Source organism: Streptomyces sp. NPDC001493 (assembly GCF_053597235.1).
This window is the reverse complement of sequence record NZ_JBSFHV010000007.1, coordinates 271,554-291,777: the sequence shown is the minus strand read 5'-3', so window position 1 is coordinate 291,777 and position 20,224 is coordinate 271,554. Positions and strand designations below refer to the sequence as shown.

General features: G+C 73.3%; 14 protein-coding genes and 1 pseudogene. 9 read left to right on the top strand and 6 right to left on the bottom strand.

The window, feature by feature from the left end; all coding sequences use genetic code 11:
* Positions 1–85: pseudogene (locus ACWCWD_RS13750) on the top strand (IS5/IS1182 family transposase); the annotation flags it as partial.
* A gap of 222 nt (positions 86–307) precedes the next feature.
* Here ACWCWD_RS13750 and ACWCWD_RS13745 read toward each other — a convergent pair.
* Both ACWCWD_RS13745 and ACWCWD_RS13740 read right to left on the bottom strand, forming a co-directional pair.
* Complete coding sequence (locus ACWCWD_RS13745; protein WP_450772727.1) at positions 308–2,479, bottom strand: FUSC family protein; 2,172 nt, start codon at positions 2,477–2,479, stop codon at positions 308–310.
* A gap of 301 nt (positions 2,480–2,780) precedes the next feature.
* Positions 2,781–3,623, bottom strand: a complete 843-nt coding sequence (locus ACWCWD_RS13740; RefSeq protein ID WP_450772706.1) for a phospholipid scramblase-related protein — start codon at positions 3,621–3,623, stop codon at positions 2,781–2,783.
* Positions 3,624–3,859: 236 nt separating this feature from the next.
* On the opposite strand from ACWCWD_RS13740, the gene ACWCWD_RS13735 reads away from it, so the two are divergent.
* From ACWCWD_RS13735 to ACWCWD_RS13725, 3 genes are all read left to right on the top strand, one after another.
* Entirely contained in the window at positions 3,860–4,522 is a 663-nt protein-coding gene (locus tag ACWCWD_RS13735; RefSeq protein ID WP_450772705.1) for a DUF3105 domain-containing protein, read from the top strand.
* 86 nt (positions 4,523–4,608) lie between these two features.
* Positions 4,609–5,178 (top strand): DUF305 domain-containing protein, encoded by a 570-nt coding sequence (locus tag ACWCWD_RS13730; protein ID WP_450772725.1) that lies wholly within the window; start codon positions 4,609–4,611, stop codon positions 5,176–5,178.
* A gap of 72 nt (positions 5,179–5,250) precedes the next feature.
* Positions 5,251–6,495: an ROK family protein gene (locus ACWCWD_RS13725; RefSeq protein WP_450772723.1), complete on the top strand. Its 1,245-nt coding sequence runs from the start codon at positions 5,251–5,253 to the stop codon at positions 6,493–6,495.
* A 175-nt stretch (positions 6,496–6,670) separates the two neighbouring features.
* On the opposite strand, the gene xylA is transcribed toward ACWCWD_RS13725, so the two are convergent.
* Positions 6,671–7,840, bottom strand: coding sequence for a xylose isomerase (gene xylA / locus ACWCWD_RS13720; protein WP_386892526.1), 1,170 nt, complete (start codon positions 7,838–7,840; stop codon positions 6,671–6,673).
* 201 nt (positions 7,841–8,041) lie between these two features.
* On the opposite strand from xylA, the gene xylB reads away from it, so the two are divergent.
* The 5 genes from xylB (at position 8,042) to ACWCWD_RS13695 (ending at position 14,057) form a co-directional block, all read left to right on the top strand.
* Positions 8,042–9,532, top strand: a complete 1,491-nt coding sequence (gene xylB, locus ACWCWD_RS13715; protein ID WP_450772703.1) for a xylulokinase — start codon at positions 8,042–8,044, stop codon at positions 9,530–9,532.
* Between the two features lie 100 nt (positions 9,533–9,632).
* Complete coding sequence (locus ACWCWD_RS13710; RefSeq protein ID WP_450772701.1) at positions 9,633–10,904, top strand: VWA domain-containing protein; 1,272 nt, start codon at positions 9,633–9,635, stop codon at positions 10,902–10,904.
* Positions 10,904–11,797 carry a hypothetical protein gene (locus tag ACWCWD_RS13705; RefSeq protein WP_450772699.1) on the top strand — a complete coding sequence of 298 codons (894 nt, stop codon included), beginning with the start codon at positions 10,904–10,906 and terminating at the stop codon, positions 11,795–11,797. Before ACWCWD_RS13710 ends, ACWCWD_RS13705 begins: the two co-directional genes overlap by 1 nt.
* A gap of 174 nt (positions 11,798–11,971) precedes the next feature.
* Positions 11,972–13,552 carry an aspartate:alanine exchanger family transporter gene (locus tag ACWCWD_RS13700; RefSeq protein WP_450772697.1) on the top strand — a complete coding sequence of 527 codons (1,581 nt, stop codon included), beginning with the start codon at positions 11,972–11,974 and terminating at the stop codon, positions 13,550–13,552.
* Positions 13,553–13,670: 118 nt separating this feature from the next.
* Entirely contained in the window at positions 13,671–14,057 is a 387-nt protein-coding gene (locus ACWCWD_RS13695; protein WP_450772696.1) for a hypothetical protein, read from the top strand.
* Positions 14,058–14,081: 24 nt separating this feature from the next.
* Here ACWCWD_RS13695 and ACWCWD_RS13690 read toward each other — a convergent pair whose 3' ends face one another.
* From ACWCWD_RS13690 to ACWCWD_RS13680, 3 genes are all read right to left on the bottom strand, one after another.
* On the bottom strand, positions 14,082–14,588 hold the full coding sequence (locus ACWCWD_RS13690; protein ID WP_450772694.1) for a GNAT family N-acetyltransferase: 507 nt from the start codon (positions 14,586–14,588) through the stop codon (positions 14,082–14,084).
* Positions 14,589–14,804: 216 nt separating this feature from the next.
* On the bottom strand, positions 14,805–17,093 hold the full coding sequence (gene yicI, locus ACWCWD_RS13685) for an alpha-xylosidase (protein ID WP_450772692.1): 2,289 nt from the start codon (positions 17,091–17,093) through the stop codon (positions 14,805–14,807).
* A 64-nt stretch (positions 17,094–17,157) separates the two neighbouring features.
* Positions 17,158–20,100: a glycoside hydrolase family 3 C-terminal domain-containing protein gene (locus tag ACWCWD_RS13680; protein WP_450772691.1), complete on the bottom strand. Its 2,943-nt coding sequence runs from the start codon at positions 20,098–20,100 to the stop codon at positions 17,158–17,160.
* Positions 20,101–20,224 lie beyond the last annotated feature (124 nt).

Sequence of the window (20,224 nt, the reverse complement as noted above, 5' to 3'; positions counted from 1 at the left end):
CCGCGACTGCCGGCAACGCGGCAACGGCCTCCACTACGCAGTCCAAGCCGTCGCCACCATGCACAACCACGCCCTCACACCATGATCCACAAAGGCGCGGAACCCGGCTCCGCCTGCCCGCCCACAGGCTTCTGCAACACGCTTTAAGGGTTGTCCCGTAATCCGTGGTGGATCAGTGCGCGGCGTCAGATGCGGTGCATCGCAAGGCGGAGGAGCGTCCGCATACTGGATGTATGTGGACGTTCCGACAACGCGGCGAGGTGCCGTAGCTGTCGTCGCGCACCCACCAGGGATTGCGGGACAGCCCTTAGGGCTTCCGTCCCGGTGGCTCCGCCCCCTCCAGTGAGGCCTCGATCCGCGCGAGCTGGTGCCCGAGGCTCGTGATCCACACCTCCAGGTCGACGGAGGGCGGGACCGGCGGGCTCCCGCCAGGGGGCTCGGTCGGGGCGCTGTCACCGTCGCTGTCACCGTCGCCGTCGCCGCCCCCTCTGTCGCCGCCGTCGAGCCGGGCGGCGATGCGGGCGGCCGCCTCCTCCAGGCGCTGCGCGCTGTTCCGGGTCCAGGCGTCCGGCGGGGCCGGGACCGCCGGGCGGAGGCCGAAGAGGGGGAGCCGGTGCGCGCCCCACAGCATGTCGTCGGCGGCGACGAGCAGGGCGTGCCAGTCGGCCTCGGGACCCTCCGGCGCCCCCGGCTTGGCCGACGCCTCGGTGCGGTACTGGGTGTACGCGGCCTCGGCCAGGCGCATCCGGCTCACGCTCACCAGCGTCCCCGGCACGGTCCGTCCGCCCGGCGAGGACATCAGCAGGGCCTCCGCGGTGCCCGGCACCAGCGCGCCGCAGGAGCGCAGCAGCTCAGCCATGGCCCGCCGGACCTCGCGCCGGGCCCCGGCGGGCCAGGCCATCAGCCCGCAGAGCAGTCCGATCACGCTTCCGGTGACGACGTCGATCATCCGCGCCTCCGAGAGCCGCCAGGTGACCGGCGAGATCTGGGCGAACGCGGTGGCCACGACCAGGGTGAAGAGCGCCTGCGTACAGGCGATCCCCAGCATCGGCCCGCCGAAGAACGCCAGCAGCATCAGGGGGGCGAGCAGCACGGCGTACCCCTCCGTGTACGGGCCGACCCCGATCAGCAGCGCGCCCGCCGCCACCGCCCCCGCGGCGTTGCCCGCCAGCGCGGGGCGGATCGCCTGCCAGGTGGCTCCCAGGGTCGAACGCCCGAGGGTCAGCACGGCCAGCAGGACCCAGAATCCGTGGGTCAGGTCGAGCGATCCGGCCACCAGCCGGGCCGCCGCCAGTCCCAGCGCGGTCCGTACGGCGTTCTGGAAGAGGACCGACCGCAGGGTCACGTTGCCCAGCACCCGCCGGGCCCACAGACGCGGTGTGGCGAGTTCCGCGTACCAGAACAGGGCCCGTGGGGCGGGGCTCCGGGCCGGTACGCCGTTGAGCGCGATGTCCAGGGCGACCCCGGCGACCCGGGCGGATTCGGCCAGCGCCAGGACCCGGGACTGCGTGCGGAGCAGTGCGGTGGGGGACGGCGGGGTGCCTTCCGGGACCTCTCCCCGGGCGGCTTCCGGGGCCGCTCTACGGGCGTCCTTCGGGGCCGCTTCCGGGGCGTTCCGCTCTCCGGCGGCCAGCCGGACGCGTTCCGTCTGGAAGTCCCGCATCGCCCGCTCCAGCGTGTCGGGGGCCTGTGCCCCGGTCCCCGTACGCAGGGAACGCGCGCCGGCCTCGCACACCTCACCGACGTGGGCGAGGAGGGTCGCGGACGCCGGATCGCGCTCCGTCGGATGCGCCGGATGCGCCTCGGCGAGGGAGGCCAGCTGGCCGAGGAGGCGGCGTACGGCGCGGCCCGCCTGTTCCAGCGCCCGGTCGGTGCGGCCCGCTCCGGCGGGGCGCTCGGCGGGCGGGATGTGCGAGAGCCGCAGTGCCGACCCGGCCTCGCGCAGCCGGTCGGGCGGCGTGTTCCGGGCGAGTGCTTCATGGGCGGCCGCACGGAGCCCGGTCGCCAGCCGTTCCCGGTAGGTGGGGACGACCGGGTCGGGCAGCAGGATCTCGCAGGCCGCGAGCAGCAGCAGGCCGATGGTCAGCCCGGCCAGCCGCTCCACGAGCGTGCCGGGCGCGTAGGGAGGGAAGCAGGCGAGGATGTAGAAGAGCTGGAGGCCGGGCCCCACGCCGGCCGCGCGCGGACCGGCCACGGCGGCGAACGCCAGGACGAAGCCGATGACGAGCATCCCGCCGGTGGCGGCCCAGGTGTCCACCGCGAGCAGCGTCCCCAGCGTCGCGGCCGCCAGAGCCGGGGGAATCACCCGCAGCGTGACGGATGCCTGCTGGCGGCCCGAGCCGGGAACGGCGGAGAGCAGACCCATGGCGATGGGCGCGAAGAGCGCGTAGAGGGCGGTGACCGGAAGCCCGGCTCCGTACAGCAGCGGGTAGAAACCCGCGCAGGCGGAGACGGTGACGCGGACGGATCTGCGCAGCATCGCGGCCCGCTTCGGCCCGCCGGTCACGCCGGTGCTCCCCCGGCCCCGGGGCTCTCGGCGCCGGCCCGGGGCGGCGCCTCGGGTGTGCCCCGGCGTGCGAGCGGCGGACGGGTCCGCATGCCACGCCCCTCCTGTTCCGGCCGGACCCCCCGGCCGCTCCGCCATTGTCGGCCGGTACCGGGTCGCCCGCGCGCGGTGCCGGGGGCGGGAGTCGCTACGGCCTCGTCGCGTCGAGGGCGCAAAAAGGGCCGGTGCCCCGTACGCGTGACGCGTACGGGGCACCGGCCGGCGGGGACGCGGCTCAGCCGAGTCCGCGCGAGTCCTGCTTGAGGGCCGTGTCCACGGTGAGCGCCGTCGCGACGACGAGGCTCAGCATCGGCTCGGGCAGCTGGTAGTGGATCTGGAGGACGTAGTTGTCCGCCGTGGTGAAGAGCGTCTTGGCGAGCCCTTCCCAGGTCTTGGTGATCCGGGCGATCTCCGCGTCGTTCTGGTCGACGATCGCGAAGTTCCAGGCGCGCCAGTTCTCGGCCTTGATCGCACCGACCTTCTGACCGTCCACCATGATCGCGAAGTTGATCTTGCCGATCGCGTTCTGCTGGACGATCTCGCCGACCGTCTGCCCGTCCGGGCGCTGGACGATCACGCGCGACTTGATGAACTTGGCGGGACGGGTCAGCAGCAGCTGGGGCTGACCGTAGGCGTCCCGGATCTCCAGGCGGTGCGTCAGGTACTGGTCCCAGCTGGTGGCGAAGCGGATCACCTTGCGGAAGAGGCTCTGCCCGACCTCCACGACCGAGCCCAGGGTCGCGCCCTGCTGGTCGAAGACGCGGTACTCGTTCGTCACCTCGATCAGCTTGGCCTTCTGGTTCACCACCAGGACCTGCTGGTTGAAGAGCGTTCCGGCGCTGATCTGGCCGGGCTGAGCGGTCTGGCCGGGCGCCACCTGCTGCTGGGGCACGGCCGCCTGAGGGGCCGGGGCCTGCACGGCGGCGGCCTGCGGAGAGCCCGCCGGGGCCGTCGGCTGGGCGCCGGCGGCGGGGTGGGTGTGCTCGGTCCACTGGGAACCGTCCCAGTAACGGAGCAGCTCCGTGGCACCGTGCGGGTCAGGGAACCAACCCGCAGGTATGTTCGAGGTCGTGGTCACCGAGGCACACTATCCCGCCGTGGAGCTGCGGGCACGTCCCGGAACTTCACACACCTATAACGGTTGACCATGGCGGCGGCGACCGGGCAGAGGCACGGAAGCGTACCCCTCCCGGGCCGACCGGCGGGTGACGGGAACAAGCGCCCCCGTCCGAGGGGGTGTTGCCCCGGGCCGCCCGTACGGGGCACCATCCGCCCGGCGCACTTCCCCGCCGATGCCGAGTCCCGAGGACGACCATGACTTCCACCCAGGACCAGAACCCCGCCTCCGCAGCGCGGCGCGCCAAGTTGGAGGAGGCGCGGCGCAAGGAGCGTGGCCGACAGCGCCGCGCCCGGATCGTCGCCGTCTCGGCCGCCGTCGTGGTGGTCGCCGCGCTCGCCGTCGGCGGCGGCTACCTGATCACGAAGGCGGACGACCAGGACAAGGCCGAGGCGAAGACTGAGGCGAAGGCCAAGACCGACACCATCGTGGGCGAGCGCAGTTGGGACAAGCTCACCCAGAACCATGTCGAGACGCCCGTGACCTACCCGATGAACCCGCCGGTCGGCGGCGACCACAATCCGGTCTGGATGAACTGCGACGCCGAGGTGTACACCGAGGCGATACCGAAGGAGAACGCCGTCCACTCCATGGAGCACGGCGCCGTCTGGGTCACGTACAACAGCAAGGCCTCCGACGCCGACGTGAAGGCGCTCGCCGAGCGGGTCGAGGCCACCCCGTACTCCCTGATGAGCCCGCTGGAGGACCAGGCCGACCCGCTGATCCTGAGCGCCTGGGGCAAGCAGGTCACCGTCACCAGCGCGTCCGACCCGCGGGTCGCGCAGTTCTTCACCAAGTACGTGCAGGGCGCGCAGACCCCGGAGCCGGGCGCCGCCTGCAACGGCGGGAAGGAGAAGTGACGGGCGCCGGCCGCGCGGCCGGGTCGCGGCGGCTGGCGGTGGCGGGCGCCGCCGTCCTGCTGCTCGCCCTGGGGCTGGTGGCGCTGATGGTCGTACGGCCGTCCTCCGCCTCCTCGTCCGCCGCCGCGTCCCCGGCCGGGCGGTCGGCGCCCGCGGACGGATCGGTGGACGCCGGTTTCGCCCGCGACATGTCCGTGCACCACCAGCAGGCCGTGGAGATGTCGTTCATCGTCCGGGACCGCACCGACGACGAGGACGTGCGCCGGCTCGCCTACGACATCATCAACACGCAGGCCAACCAGCGCGGCATGATGCTGGGCTGGCTGGAGGCGTGGGGGCTGCCCAAGAGCTCGGCGGTTCCCCCGATGCGCTGGATGGGGCACACGGTCACGCCGCACGATGGGGCGCTGATGCCCGGCATGGCCACCGACACGCAGCTGGACGCGTTGCGGGCGGCGAAGGGCCAGGAGGCCGAGGTCCTCTATCTGCGGCTCATGACGGCGCACCACACCGCGGGAGCGGAGATGGCGCAGGCGGCGGCCGACTCGGCCACCACCGAGCTGATCAGGAACCTGGCCACCGGCATGGTGCGCGGTCAGCGGTCGGAGATCGCGCTCATGGCGGACATGCTCCGCGAGCGTGGAGCGAAGGACTGACCGGAGCGGCGGGAGCGGTCTGCCCCGCTCCCGGTCCCCTGGCGCCCGCCATCACATAGGCTCGTGGACGATATGAAGAACCACCTCACGCAGCTGGGTCCCAAGGCCGACAAGGACACCGTCCGGCGGCACAACCTGAGCCTCGTCCTGCGCGCCGTCCGCGACGAGGACGAGACCGGCGAGGCGACCAGGGCCGGGGTGGCGGCCCGTGTGGGCCTCACGCGCGCGGCGGTGTCCTCGCTGGTCGAGCAGTTGCTGGAGACCGGCTTCCTCACCGAGTCCGGCAAGACCTTCAGCGGTCAGGCGGGGCGCCCCGGCACCGCGCTCAAGGTCGCCCGCACCGGGCCCGCGGGCATCGGTGTGGAGGTCAACATCGACTACGTCTCGGTGTGCGTCGTCGACCTGGCGGGCACCGGGCGGGTACGGCAGACGGAGCACCTGGACAACCGGGGGGAGCCGCCGGAGGAGGTCCTGGTGCGCGCCGCCCGGATCGCCGCGCGGACCCTGGACTCCGCCCGCGAACAGGAACTCGATCCCGTGGGCGCGGCCCTCGCCCTGCCGGGCCTCGTCTCCGGCGGCGCGGTGCGCCAGGCGCCCAACCTCGGCTGGAACCAGGTACCGGCGGAACGCCTGTTCGCCGAGGCCCTCGCGGTGCTGAGCCCGGGGCTCCGCCCGCTCCCCGTCAGCTCGGAGAACGAGGCGAACCTGGCGGCCCTGGCCGAGCTGTGGTTCGGCGGTCTCGGCGACGTCCGCAGCTTCCTCTATCTGACGGGCGAGATCGGCGTCGGCGGCGCCCTGGTGATCGGTGGCGAGCTGCTGCGCGGCGCGCACGGCTTCGCCGGGGAGATCGGCCATGTGGTGGTGGACCCGTCCGGCCCCGAGTGCCGGTGCGGCTCGCGCGGCTGCCTGGAGCAGTACGCCGGGCAGGCGGCGCTGCTGCGGGCTGCGGGCATAGAGGGGGCCGGGGGCGGTGCGGCGGTGATCGAGCTGGAGCGCCGGGTGCGCGCCGGTGACGCGCGCGCCGAGGCGGCGGTCGGCGAGGCGGGCCGGATGCTGGGGCGCGTCCTGTCGGGCGCGGTGAACCTGATCGACCCGGACGCGGTGGTGCTCGGCGGGATCTACCGGGGCCTGATGCCGTGGCTGGGCGGGCCCGCCGACGAGGAGCTGACCGGCCGGGTGGTCTCCGGTCTCTGGTCGCCGGGCAGCGGCAGGCTCCGGGCGTCCTCGGTGGCCGGGGACGCGGCCCGGGGCGCGGCGGCCCTGGTGATGCAGGACGTGCTGGCCGACCCGGTGGCGTACGCCTCCCGGGAGCCCTGAGACTCCCCCGGGGCGGGGTCCCCGCGCCGGGGGAGCCGCTCCGGGGCGGGGACCCCGCGCACGAACGGCAGGGGCCGGGCCGTCCTGGTGGACGGCCCGGCCCCTGCCGGTTGACGCATCACGTGGCGCGGGCCGCCCGACGGAGAGCGGGACGCGGAGCGCGTGACGGGTCGGTTCAGCGGACGCCGAGGAGGTGGTCCAGGGCGAGCTGGTCGAGGGCCTCGAAGGCCATGGAGCGCTCGGCGGCGGCGTCGACGTCGAACTCCTCATAGGCGGAGGTGTCGGCGAGGAGGCCCTTGAGGCCGTCGGCGGCGGTGGGCTGCGCCAGCTCGTTCAGGCGGGAAGCGACGAGCGCCTCCTGGACGGCCGGGTCGTTGCGGAAGGCGGCCGCGCGCTCCTTGAGGATCAGGTAGTTGCGCATGCAGTTCTTCGCGGACTCCCAGACACCGTCGATGCCGTCGGTGCGCACCGGCTTGAAGTCGAAGTGGCGCGGGCCGGTGTAGTCGGAGTTCTCCAGGAGGTCGACGAGCCAGAAGGCCTGGCGCAGGTCGCCGGCGCCGAAGCGGAAGTCCTGGTCGTACTTGATGCCGGACTGACCGTTGAGGTCGATGTGGTAGAGCTTGCCGGCCCACAGGGCCTGGGCGATGCCGTGCGGGAAGTTGAGCCCGGCCATCTGCTCGTGGCCGACCTCGGGGTTCACGCCGTAGAGCTCGGGGCGCTCCAGGCGCTCGATGAAGGCGAGGGCGTGGCCGACGGTGGGCAGGAGGATGTCGCCGCGGGGCTCGTTGGGCTTCGGCTCGATCGCGAAGCGGATGTCGTAGCCCTTGTCGGTGACGTACTCACCGAGGAGGTCGAAGGCCTCCTTCATGCGGTCGAGGGCGTCGCGGACGTCCTTGGCACCGCCGGACTCGGCGCCCTCGCGGCCGCCCCAGGCGACGTAGGTCTCGGCGCCGAGCTCGGCGGCGAGGTCGATGTTGCGGATGACCTTGCGCAGCGCGTAGCGGCGGACGTCGCGGTCGTTGGAGGTGAAGCCGCCGTCCTTGAACACGGGGTGCGTGAACAGGTTGGTGGTGGCCATCGGGACCTTGAGGCCGGTGCGCTCCAGGGCGTCCTTGAACCGGCCGATCACCGCGGCGCGCTCGCTGTCGGAGGAGCCGAAGGGGATCAGGTCGTCGTCGTGGAAGGTCACGCCGTGCGCGCCGAGCTCCGCGAGCCGCTCGACGGACTCGACCGGGTCCAGGGCCGGGCGGGTCGGCTCACCGAAGGGGTCGTTGCCCCGCCAGCCCACGGTCCAGAGACCGAAGGTGAACTTGTCAGCGGAAGTGGGAGTGAAGCGGTCCGACATGTCTGCCTCTTGATCGACGGGCCCGGACGGCTGCTCTGCCGACCGACCAATTTGTTCAGTGCCATTACTAATATGACACCGAGAGGGCCCGAAGCGAAACCCTTGGGAGCCAAAAAGTCTTCACTCCTCTGTTCGCACCCCCTCCGATCACGTAATTTGTTTGTCGCACGAGCAAATCCCGCAGCACGAGAAGAGGTAGCCATGCCGCCGCGCACGGTCGTCATCGGTGTGGACAGTTCCACCCAGTCCACCAAAGCAGCTGTCACCGATGCCGTCACCGGCGAGCTCCTCGCCGTGGGCCGCGCCCCGCACACCGTCCTGGGCGAGGGCGGCGCCCGCGAGACCGACCCGGAGATCTGGTGGGAGGCGCTGCGCGAGGCGGTGGCCGCCGGAATGAAGGAGTCCGGGGTCCCCGCCTCGGCCGTCACGGGCATCGCGGTCGCCGGACAGCAGCACGGCCTCGTGGTGCTGGACCGCGGCGGCCGGCCGCTGCGTCCCGCCCTGCTCTGGAACGACACCCGCTCCGCCCCGCAGGCCGCAGCCCTCACCGCCGCGCTCGGCGGCCCGGAAGCCTGGACGGCCCGTACCGGATCGGTGCCGGTCGCCTCGATGACCGCCGCCAAGTGGCAGTGGCTGCGCGAGAACGACCCGGCGAGCGCGGACGCCGCCGCGGGCGTGCGCCTCCCGCACGACTTCCTCACCGAGCGCCTCACCGGCGTCGCGGTGACCGACCCCGGCGACGCCTCCGGCACCTGCTGGTACTCCACCGCCACCGGCGCGTACGACCCCGAGCTGCTCGCCCTGATCGGCCTGGACCCCGCGCTGCTGCCCGAGGTCGCCCCGACCGGCGGCGCCCGCGCCGGGTCGCTGACCGCCCGGGCGGCCGAGGCGCTCGGACTGCCCGCCGGCATCGCTGTCGCGGCCGGTACCGGCGACAACATGAGCGCCGCCGTCGGTCTCGGCCTCGGCGCGGCCGGGCTCCTCGACCACCCCGTGCTCAGCCTCGGCACCTCCGGCACCGTCTTCGCGGCCTCGCGCACCCGGCCCGCCTCCCCGGCGCTCGCCGGTTTCGCCGCGGCGGACGGTACGTACCTCCCGCTCGCCTGCACGCTGAACTGCACCCTCGCCGTGGACAAGGTGGCCGCGCTGCTCGGGCTGCACCGTGACGACGCGTCACCCGGCGGCGAGGCCGTGCTCCTTCCGTACCTGGACGGCGAGCGCACCCCCGATCTGCCGCACGCCTCCGGGCTCCTCACCGGGCTGCGGCACGACACCACCCCGCAGCAGCTCCTGGGCGCCGCCTACGAAGGCGCGGCGTTCACCGTGCTGCACGCCATGGACGAACTGCTCCGCGCCTGCGGGCTCGACCCGGCGGACCCGGAGGTCGCCGCCCGCCCGCTGCGCCTGATCGGCGGCGGCGCGCAGGGCACCACCTGGATCGAGACCGTGCGCCGGCTCTCCGGCCGGCCCCTGGTGCTGCCCGCCAACGGCGAGTTGGTCGCGCTCGGCGCCGCCGCCCTCGCGGCCTCCGCGGCCGGCGGTGGCGACCCGGTCGCCCTGGCGACGGAGTGGAACGGCAACGGCACGGCGGGGACGGACCGTCAACTCGACGCGGTCGAGCGGGACACGGCGGCCTGGGAGCGGATCGGATCGGTGCTCGACCGGTCCGCGCAGCCCCTTCTCGGCGGCTGACGACACCCCGGGAGCACCGCCGGATCACCTCGGGCATCCCCGAACCCGCTTCCGCGCAGCGGGTTTGGGGATGCGAACCGATGTTCAATAGGATCCGGCGATGATCACAACCAAACGGCTGACGACCGGGGTGGGCCTGTTCCTCGCCACCCTGGCCGCCGGAATCGGCACCGCCGTGCCGGCCGCCGCCGACGAACCCCCCACCGCCTCCTCGCCCAAGGTCGAACTGGTCCTCGACGTCAGCGGGTCCATGCGCACCCGTGACATCGACGGCGAGTCGCGCATGAGCGCGGCCAAGCAGGCGTTCAACGACGTGCTGGACGCCGTACCCGAGGAGGTCCAGCTCGGCATACGCACCCTCGGCGCGAACTACCCGGGCGACGACCGGCAGGTCGGCTGCAAGGACACCAAGCAGCTGTACCCGGTCGGCCCGTTGGACCGTACGGACGCCAAGACGGCGGTCGCGACCCTCGCGCCCACCGGCTGGACCCCGATCGGCCCGGCGCTGCTGGGCGCGGCGGACGACCTGGACGGGGGTGAGTCCACCCGGCGGATCGTCCTGATCACCGACGGCGAGGACACCTGCGGCCCGCTCGACCCGTGCGAGGTGGCGCGCGACATCGCCGCCCGCGGGGTGCACCTCGTGATCGACACCCTGGGCCTGGTGCCCAACGCCAAGATCCGGCAGCAGCTGACCTGCATCGCCGAGGCCACCGGTGGCACGTACACGGCCGTCCAGCACAAGGAGGACCTGTCCCACCGGGTCACCCAGCTGGTGGACCGGGCCGCCGAACCCGTCGTCACCCCGGTGGCGACCGAGGGCGCGGCGAGCTGTGCCAAGGCCCCCGAGCTGGCCCCCGGGCTGTACACGGACCGCGCGAAGCTCGGTGAGCACCGCTGGTACCGGGTGAACGTCCTGCCCGGCCAGGAGCTGCGGGCCTCCGTCACCGTGTCGGCCGACCGGGCCGTCAACAACGACTACGGCATCCTGATGCGCGCGGTCACCACGCACGGGCGGGAGATCGTCCGGGGCTCCGAATCGGGCACCGGCCGCACCGACGCCATCTCCACCGGCCTGCGCTACCCCAGGGCCGAGGCGGACGACGACGCGGACGCCGAGACCCCCGAGGCCGTCTGCCTCCAGGTCGGCGACTCCTTCTCCTCCCCCACCTCGGTGAAGACCGGCCCCGGCATGCCGGTCGAGCTCACCATCGACGTGGTGGACTCCCCCGACGACGCGGCGGACACCGCGGCCTTCGGCCTCGGCCGCGGCTGGTGGTTCCTCGGCCTGATGCTGCTCGCCGGTCTGCTGGCGGGTCTGCTGTTCGGCTGGATCTCGCGCTGGCGCGTCGCCGTATGGAGGACCAACTGATGCGTACGACCCCCCGTACCCGGACCGCACGCACCCACCGGGTGCTGCGCGCGAGCGCGGGCGCCCTGGTCGCCGGCCTCGCCCTGTTCTCCTCGGCAGGACCGGCCCTGGCCGACGACCCGTCCGCCTCCGCGAGCCCCGGCGAGGACGGCTCGGACGCCGGACCCACCGAGGCCGGCACCACCTTCCGTACCGCGACCGCCCTCCAGCAGGACCAGGCGGGCACCGCGCAGGCCTCCACCGGTGACTACCTCTACTGGGTCTTCCCGGCCGACGCCGGGCAGCGCCCGACCGTACGGGCCACCGTGACGCTCCCCGAGGCGTCGCTCCGGCACGGGGCGTCCACCTGGCAGATCGACGTCTACGACGGCCTGCGCCGCCGTCAGGCGTGCATGTACGGCCACCAGACCCGCACGGCGGCGGCCGACGCGGCGACGGTCGAGCTCGACTGCGTGCTGCGCCCGGTGCGCGCCTGGTCCGAGCCGTGGGCCAACGATCCGCTGCCGGGCAGCTACTACGTACGGCTGACCGTGCTGGACCTGCCCGACACCGACCTCGGCCAGCCCATCGGGGCCCGGGTGGAGGCCACCTCGATCGACGCGGGCAGCGCGCACGACGTGGACGGCACCCTCTCCGAGCCGCTGGTGCCCGGCTCCTCCGCCGTGCGTGCCGCCGCCGGATCCACCGCGTCCGCCGCGCCCACGGACGGCGCGACGGACGAGCCGGTCGTGGTGGCCGGCAGCGAGCCGGAGGACGGCTGGTCCTCCGGCTGGTGGACGCAGCGCTGGCTGTGGAGCGCGGGCGGAGCGGTGCTCGCCGCCCTGGCGGGCGTCTTCGGCTACTCCGTGACGCGCGGCCGGGGCCGCCCGTCGCACGTACCGCCGGGCGTCTGACGGGGCCTTGCGCCCCTTGCGTGCCGCGCCGCCGTCCCGCTCCGGGGCGGCGGCGCGGTCGTGTCCGGACCGCGCGGCGCCGAGTGGCGGGGCGTACGGGCCTGCCGGAAGCTGCCCCCGACAGGGCTGGGCCGAAAGGCCCCCACGCTGGTCGGAAGGCAGGAGGTGGCGCGCGTGTGGCAGTTCTTCGCGGACAACCCCTGGGTGACCGTGTTCTCGGTGATCACGGTCGGCGCCCTGCTCGGCATGGTGCGCTTCGGCCCGGTCCGGCTCGGCGCGGCGGGCGTGCTCTTCATCGGCCTCCTGGTGGGCGCCCTGGACAAGGACATCGCCGACGCCCTGCCCGCCGGGGTGTCCGCCCTGGGACTGGCCCTGTACGTCTACACGGTCGGGCTGGAGTCGGGCCCCGCGTTCTTCCGTGAACTCCGGGGCCAGCTGGCGGTGATGGCCGGGGCGGTCGTGGCGCTCGTGGTCACCGCGGTCGTGGTGGGCGCGCTCGGCCACGGCGCCCTGGGCATCAGCGGCCCGTTCCTCGCCGGCGGGTTCGCGGGCATCGGGACCACCACCCCGGGCCTCGCCGCGGCCCAGGCCGCGTCCGAGGACCCGGCGCAGCCCGCCGTCGGGTACGCGATCGGGTATCCGTTCGCCGTGGTGATCACCATCCTGTTCATCGCCGCCATCGCCGCCCGCCGCCGGTGGACCGCCCGCCGCGACCCCGGTTCCGGGCTGCCCGCCACCCTCGTCACCCGGACGGTGCACGTCACCCGCGAGATCGCCTGGGCGGACGTACCGGGCGTCGCCGAGCACCGCGTCCTGGCCAGCGAGTACCGGGCGGTGGGCGCCGCGCCCCGGGTCGCCCTCCGGCTGGACCGGCTGCACCCGGGGGACCTGGTCGAGGTGGTGGGCGGCGAGGAGGACGTGGTGGCGGCCACCGCCCGCCTCGGCGAACTCGCCGCCGCCCACCTGCTCGACGACCGGTCCACCGTCGACTACCGCCGCGTCCTGCTCACCAACCCGGACCTGGCCGGCCACACCGTCGCCGAACTCCGGCTGGCCGACACCTACGGGGCGGCCGTCAGCCGGGTGCGGCGCGGCGACTTCGACATGCTCGCCCACGACGGTCTCGTCCTCCAGCTGGACGACCGGCTCCGCGTGGTCATGCCGCGCGAGCGCTCCGTCGACGTCACCCGTTTCCTCGGCGACACGGAGGCGAAGGTCAGCGAGGTCAGCGCGGTGAGCCTCGGCCTCGGCCTCGCGCTCGGCTTCCTCATCGGCATCCCGTCCCTGACGCTCGGCGACACCACCCTGGCCCTCGGCACCGGCGCGGGCCCGCTGGTGATGGGCATGGTCCTCGGCTGGCTGCGGCGCACCGGCCCTCTGGTCTGGACGCTGCCGACCCGGGCCAACCTCACCCTGCGCCAGATCGGCCTGCTGCTCTTCCTCGCCATCGTCGGCCTCAGCTCCGGCTACTCGTTCCGGGAGAACGCCTTCTCGATGTTCGGCCTGAAGCTGCTGGCCGTCCTGGTCGTCGGCGCGGTCGTCAGCTACGCGCTGATGGTCCTGGTCGCGAAGGCGCTCGGCCAGAGCCGGGAGCGGACCATGGGCCTGCTCTCGGGGTACGTGGGCAACCCGGCGATCCTCGCGTACACCAACAGCCGGGTGAGCGACAGCCGGGTCAACAGCGGCTATTCGACGCTGTTCGCGCTGAGCATCCTGGTGAAGATCGTCTGCGTCCAGCTGCTCGTGGGGCTGTGACCCGGGGGCCCGAGCCGTCCGGCTCCGGCTTCGGCGCCCGCGCCCGCCGCCGTAGGGTGGCCCCGCGCGTCCCGTCCCGGGCCCCCGGGGCGGCCTCGGGAGTCAGGAGACGTACGGCATGGGCGACACCGGTTACATCAGGTTCCAGGGCCCGGTCCGCAACCACCGGGGCCAGTACCCGGGCGTGTTCGGCCTTGCCAACGGGCTCGCCCGGGAGGGGCGGCTCAACGAGGAGCAGTTCCGTTACTGGCGGGCGGCGAACGACTGGTACGACGGCCACTACCCGAACCCGTCGGACGCCGATCCGGAGGTCTACGACTCCGCGGTGAACCCCGGCGCGGTGGCGTGGTTCAAGGCTTCCGCGGTCCATCTCGTCGAGCGGGTGGACGGCTACCTCGACCTGCTGGCCGCCCACGGGGTCCCCTGTGTGCGGGTGGAGTCGGCCGATCCGGGCCGGGTCGTCTACGAGGACGACGTCCAGGTCGTGGTCGTCCCCCACGTCTGACCGGCCCGGAGGCCGTCCGTGGGCTCAGCCCAGTTGCTTGTGCATGACGTAGCAGGGCCGGCCGTGTTCGCGGTCGGTACGGCGGTCGATCTCCTGCCAGCCCAGCGCGCTCCAGAAGGTCAGGGCGTCGGGGTTGTTCTCCAGGACCGCGAGGCGGATGCCGCTCCGGCCCTCGCCGGTGAACCGCTCCTCGACCAGGGCGGCGAGCGACCGGCCGATGCCCTTGCGGCGGAAGTCGCCGTGCACCATCAGCAGCCCGATCCAGGGCAGGCCGTCCTTCGGGTGGCGGCCGAGGAGGCAGAGCAGCCCGACGAGCCGTCCCCGCTCGTCGCGGGCGAGCAGCACCTCGCCGCCCTCGGTGGCGGATTCCTCCCGCAGATCGGCTTCGACCCGGTCGGCCCGGACGTCATCGGGGTCGTACTCCCCGGCGGCGCGGCAGTACTCCGGGTTGCTGGTGTAGAGGTCGACCAGCTCGGCGATCTCCTGGGGGGAGAAGCGGAGCGGTGAGAGGGAGAGGGTCGGGGACGGCATGCGGGCATGTTAGCCAGCCCCTCCGGACGCCCCCGGACCCGAGGGGGACGGAGTCCGGGACCGGGTGCTGTGGTACCCGGTCCCGGCGGACGGTCGTGCCCGGTCCCGGCCGTCGGTCGTGCCCGGTCCCGGCGGACGGTCGTGCCCGGTCCCGGCCGTCGGTCGTGCCGGGGAGCGGTGGGCCGTCCACCGGCACGACCGGCCGCCACGTCCACGTCAGCCGGCGTGCGGCACCTCCACCGTGCCCGTTCCCTCCGCCGTCGCGCCCGTCGTCTCGACCACGACGCGGAAGGGCCGGCCGCTGCCCTCCGCCGTGGCCCGTACGCCGTCCGCGTCGCGGGTGACGTGGAAGGCGGCGGCGGGTTCGCCGGTCAGGCCGGGAACGGTGACCCCGGTCGTGGTCGTCCCGGAGTCCGGGGCGGGGCCGTAGACCCGCAGGGTGAGGTCGGCGAGCCAGTCTCCGTCCGGGCGCTGGTCGTCGCTGCCCCAGGGGAGCACCGCGCCGGGCCGTACGTACAGCGGGAGGCTGTCGAAGCCGTGGGTCTCCTGGCGCCAGACCGGACCGGTGACGGTCTCGCCGGTGAGCAGGTGGGTCCAGGTGCCCTCGGGGACGTAGTACTCCACCTCGCCCTCCTCGGTGAAGACCGGGGCGACGAGGATGTCCGGGCCGAGCATGTACTGCCGGTCCAGGGTGCGGGTCGCCGGGTCGTCCGGGAACTCCAGCAGCATCGGGCGCATCACCGGGACGCCGGTGCGGTGGGCCTCGGTGGCGGCGCCGTAGAGGTACGGCATCAGGCGGTGCTTGAGGAGGGTGAACCGCCGTGTCACGTCGACCGCTTCCTCGCCGAACTCCCACGGCACGCGGTAGGAGACGTTGCCGTGGAGGCGGCTGTGGGAGGAGAGGAGGCCGAAGGCGAGCCAGCGCTTGAAGACGGCCGGGTCGGGGGTGCCTTCGAAGCCGCCGATGTCGTGGCTCCAGAAACCGAACCCGGAGAGGCTCAACGACAGCCCGCCGCGCAGGGATTCGGCCATCGCGTTGAAGGAGGCGAAGCAGTCGCCGCCCCAGTGGACGGGGAACTGCTGGCCGCCGGCGGTCGCCGAACGGGCGAAGAGCACCGCCTCGCCGCTTCCGCGTTCCTTCTCAAGGAGTTCGAAGACCGCGCGGTTGTAGATCTGCGCGTAGTAGTTGTGCATCCGCTGGGGGTCGGAGCCGTCGTGCCAGACGACGTCGGTGGGGATGCGCTCGCCGAAGTCCGTCTTGAAGCAGTCGACTCCCTGGTCGAGGAGGACCTTCAGCTTGCCCTGGAACCAGGCGGTCGCGGCGGGGTTGGTGAAGTCGACCAGGGCCATGCCCGGTTGCCAGAGGTCCCACTGCCAGACGTCACCGTTGGGCCGGCGGACGAGGTAGCCCTTCTCGGCGCCTTCGGCGAACAGAGCCGATTTCTGGGCGATGTAGGGGTTGATCCACATGCTGATGCGCAGCCCGCGCTCCTTGAGGCGGGCGAGCATCCCCTCCGGGTCGGGGAAGACGTCGGGGTCCCAGAGGAAGTCCGACCACTGGTACTCGCGCATCCAGAAGCAGTCGAAGTGGAAGACGGAGAGCGGGATGTCGCGTTCGGCCATGCCCTCCACGAAGGAGGTCACCGTCTCCTCGTCGTAGGAGGTGCAGAAGGAGGTGGTGAGCCACAGCCCGAAGGACCAGGCCGGGGGGAGCGCGGGGCGGCCGGTGAGGGCGGTGTAGCGGGCGAGGACGTCCTTGGGCGTGGGGCCGGCGACGACGTAGTACTCCAGCGTCTGGTCCTCGACGCTGAACTGCACCTGGCCCACGGACTCGGAGCCGATCTCGAAGCCCACCTTGCCGGGGTGGTTGACGAAGACGCCGTAGCCGCGCGAGGAGAGGTAGAACGGGATGTTCTTGTACGCCTGTTCACTGCTGGTGCCGCCGTCCGCCTGCCAGACGTCGACGACTTGGCCGTTCTTCACGAAGGGCGTGAACCGCTCACCCAGGCCGTAGACGTTCTCCCCCACCGCCAGGGCGAGTTGGGCGACCATGTGGTGGGCGCCGTCGGGGGTGGTGGCGAAGGCGGTGCCCTTGCGGTCGGCTCCGGTGAGGCGGCGACCGTCGGCGTCGAGGAAGGCGAGACCCCAGGGCCCGTCCTTGTCCACCCTCAAGGTCAGTGGCCCGCTGGTGAGTTCGGCGACCGATCCCTCCCGCGTGGTACGCACCGAGGCGTGCGGCTCGGCATCCGCCGTCAGCTCGAAGTCCGGGCCGTGGTTGACCTTCCCGGCGTGGTGGGTGGCGCGGACGCCGATGATCCCCTCGGCGGGCGTGAAGCATTCGACCGTGATCAGCGGGGTGTTGAGGGTGTCGCCGCGCCCGGTGACGTGCTTGACCGCGGCGTGGGCGGTGATCCGGTCGGCGTCCACCCGCAGATCGCGGATCTCGGTGGCGTAGGAGGCGCTGACTCCCTCCCGCATGAGCCAGAATCCGTCGGTGAATTTCATGAGGACTCCTTGCCGGGGGCGGTGGTGAGCGGAGGCGGGGCAGCTGCTGCGGTGCGGTGCCGGGTCACTCGGACGCTCCCGAGGGGACGAAGGTGAGGCGGGCGAGGCGCAGGGCGCCGCGCAGGGTGACCCGGAGGTCCGCCACCCCGTCCGCCCCGAACGCGGCGGTCACGGACCGGTAGTCGTACGGGCCGTCGGTGGCGGGGACCTCGACGGCCGCGGCGGCGGTGTCCGTCTCGATCTCGACCGTGCCCGCACCGGCCGCGTGCACGGTGACGCCGCGCACTCCCGGTCCGAAGTCGCATGCCTCGAAGACCAGCCGGCCGCTCTCCGTGCCGGCGCCGGTGGTGGTGACCGCGTCGCCGTCCGTCTTCGCACGGTCCACGATCTCGGTGGAGTGCTGCTCGTCGTAGTCGGCGGCCTCGATCCCGGCGGCGAGGACGGGGCGGGGCCCGGAGGGCTCTCCGTCGACCTCCACGGCGGCGGCGAGCCGGATGTCCGCGCTGGACGCCCCGGCCAGCACCTCGTAGGAACCCGGCTCCACGGTCCAGCGGCCGTGCGCCACGTCCCAGTGGCCCAACTCGGCCACCGGAACCAGGAATTCGAGGCGCTCCGAGCCACCGGGGGTGAGGCGGAGCCTGCGGTGGCCGACCAGCTTGCGCAGCGGCAGGCGGGCGGCGTCCGGTGCGGTGCGGCGTACGTAGAGCTGGGCGACCTCGTCGAAGGCGGTCGCCCCGGAGGCGGTCGCGTCGGAAGAGGCCGCGTCCGAGGGGGTCGCGTCGGAAGAGGCCGCCCCGGTGTGGGTGACGGTCAGACCGACCCGGAGCAGGCCGTCCTCGCGGGCGACGGTGAGGCCCTCGTACGCGAAGGAGGCGTAGGAGAGCCCGTGGCCGAACGGGTAGAGGGGGGTGCCGTCGAAGTAGAGGTACGTCTGGCGGGAGCCGATGACGTCGTAGTCGAAGAGGCCGGGCAGGTCGTCGTCCGAGGCGTACCAGGTCTGCGGGAGGCGTCCGGCCGGGGAGACGTCCCCGGCGAGGACCCGGGCGAGCGCGGTGCCCGCGGCCTGGCCGCCGTGCGCGGTCCACAGCAGGGCGGGGAGGGTGGCGTCGGCCTCCGGTACGGCGTACGGGTAGGCCGAGGTGAGGACGAGCACGGTGCGCGGGTTGGCCGCGTGCGCGGCGCGCCAGAGCTTCTCCTGCTGGGCGGGGAGGGCGAGGGTGGTGCGGTCCTCGGTCTCGCGGCCGTTGATGTGCGGGTCGTTGCCCGCGACGACGACGACGGTGTCGGCCTCGGCCGCGATCCGGGCGACCTCGTCCGCGCCGCGCTCGACGATCTCGACGCCGAAGACGGTCGCGCGGTCGGCCGAAATCTTTTCGCCGCCCTCGGCAACCTTTGCGCCGTCGGCGGCGACAGACACGTACCCACCCGTACCGATGTGCAGAAGGCGGTGTCCTCCGTCGTGTCCCCCGACCGCTTCCAGGCGGAACGTCTCCTGGACGATCCAGCCGCCCGGCTCCTCCGCGGAGGCGCGGACGAAGCCGTCCTCGGCGACGGAGAGGTAGCGCCCCTCATCGGTGCGGAAGGTGAGGACGCCGTCGCCCCAGTCGACCACGGCGAGGGCGGTGCCCTCCGGGGCGGCGACGAGCGGCGGGAGGTCGGTGCGGCCGGTGAGGAGCGCCGGGTCGAGCGCGCCCTCCTCGCCGCGCGCCCCGCCGGTCTCCGACTGGGCCGCGGGGACGAGGATCTGACCGGCCTCACAGGTCAGCAGGGCCCGGTCGACACCTTCGGCGTACAGCACGTCGTCCGCGCCGTAGCGGGCGCGCAGCCCGTCGAGCGGGGTGGAGCGGTGCAGCAGGGTGCCGCTGTACCAGTCGAGCTTGCAGGCGTCGGCGAGCAGGCCGACGACCGCGATCTTCCGCCCCGCGCGCGGCGTGAGCGGCAGCAGACCGTCGTTCTTCAGCAGGACCGCGGCCTGTTCGGCGGTTTCCAGGGCGAGTTCGCGGTGGGCGGGGGTGTCGAAGGCGTCGGTGTCCGCGTAGGGGTCGAGCTCCGGGTCGAACTCGCCCAGCGCGAAGCGCAGATGGAGCAGCCTGCGCACCGCGCGGTCGATGTCCTCGGGGTCGAGCAGGCCCTTGGCGAGCGCGTCGCGGATGCGGCCGGTCATCACGGAGGAGTCCGTGCCGTGATCGGTGAAGCTGTCGACGCCCGCCCTGAGGGAGGCGGCGGTGGCCTCCTCGTGGGTGTCGTAGTAGTGCTCGGAGTCGACCAGGTTGGAGGGTGCTCCGGCGTCGGAGCAGACGACGAGCGGCTGGTCGGTCCACTGCCGCAACTCCCGTTCGAGCAGCGGGGAGACGTGGTTGGGGCGGCCGTTGACGAGGTTGTAGGCCGGCATGACCCCGGCGACCGCTCCGGCGCGGACCGCGTCGCGGAAGGCGCGCAGGTCGTACTCGTGCAGGACGCGCGGGCGCACGGAGGAGGAGGCGGTGTCGCGGTCGGTCTCGTTGTTGTGGGCGAGCCAGTGCTTGAGGATTGGCGCGGTGCGCCAGTAGCGGGGGTGCTCGCCGCGCAGGCCGCGGGTGTACGCGACGGCGATGGCCGAGGTGAGCGCGGGGTCCTCCGAGTAGCCTTCCTCGCCGCGTCCCCACAGCGGGTGGCGCAGGAGATTCACTGTCGGGGCCCAGACGTTGAGGCCGACCCGGTCGTCGCTCCGGCGCTTGGCCCGCACCTCGTCGCCCACGGCCTCGCCGACGCGGCGCACCAGGTCGTCGTTCCAGGTGGCGCCGAGGCCGACGGCCTGGGGGAACACGGTCGCCCCGCCCATCCAGGCCACACCGTGCAGCGCCTCCTGGCCGGTACGGAAGGCGGCCAGTCCCAGCCGCTCCACGGGCGGCGCGAACTGGTGCAGCATCGCGATCCGTTCGTCGGTCGTGAGCCGCTGGAGCAGGTCGTCGACGCGCGCCTCGAAGGGCAACTGCGGGTCGCGGAAGGGAAGCGGAAGGTCCGTCACGTGCGGGGTCCCCTTGGAAAGGTGGGAGGTCTGGCGGAGCCATGGGCCGCCACGGTCCTTCGGAACATCAGCGAGTGATCTTTCGAAGCGCTTCGATGCTCGATGGCCGACCGGCAAAGTGTCA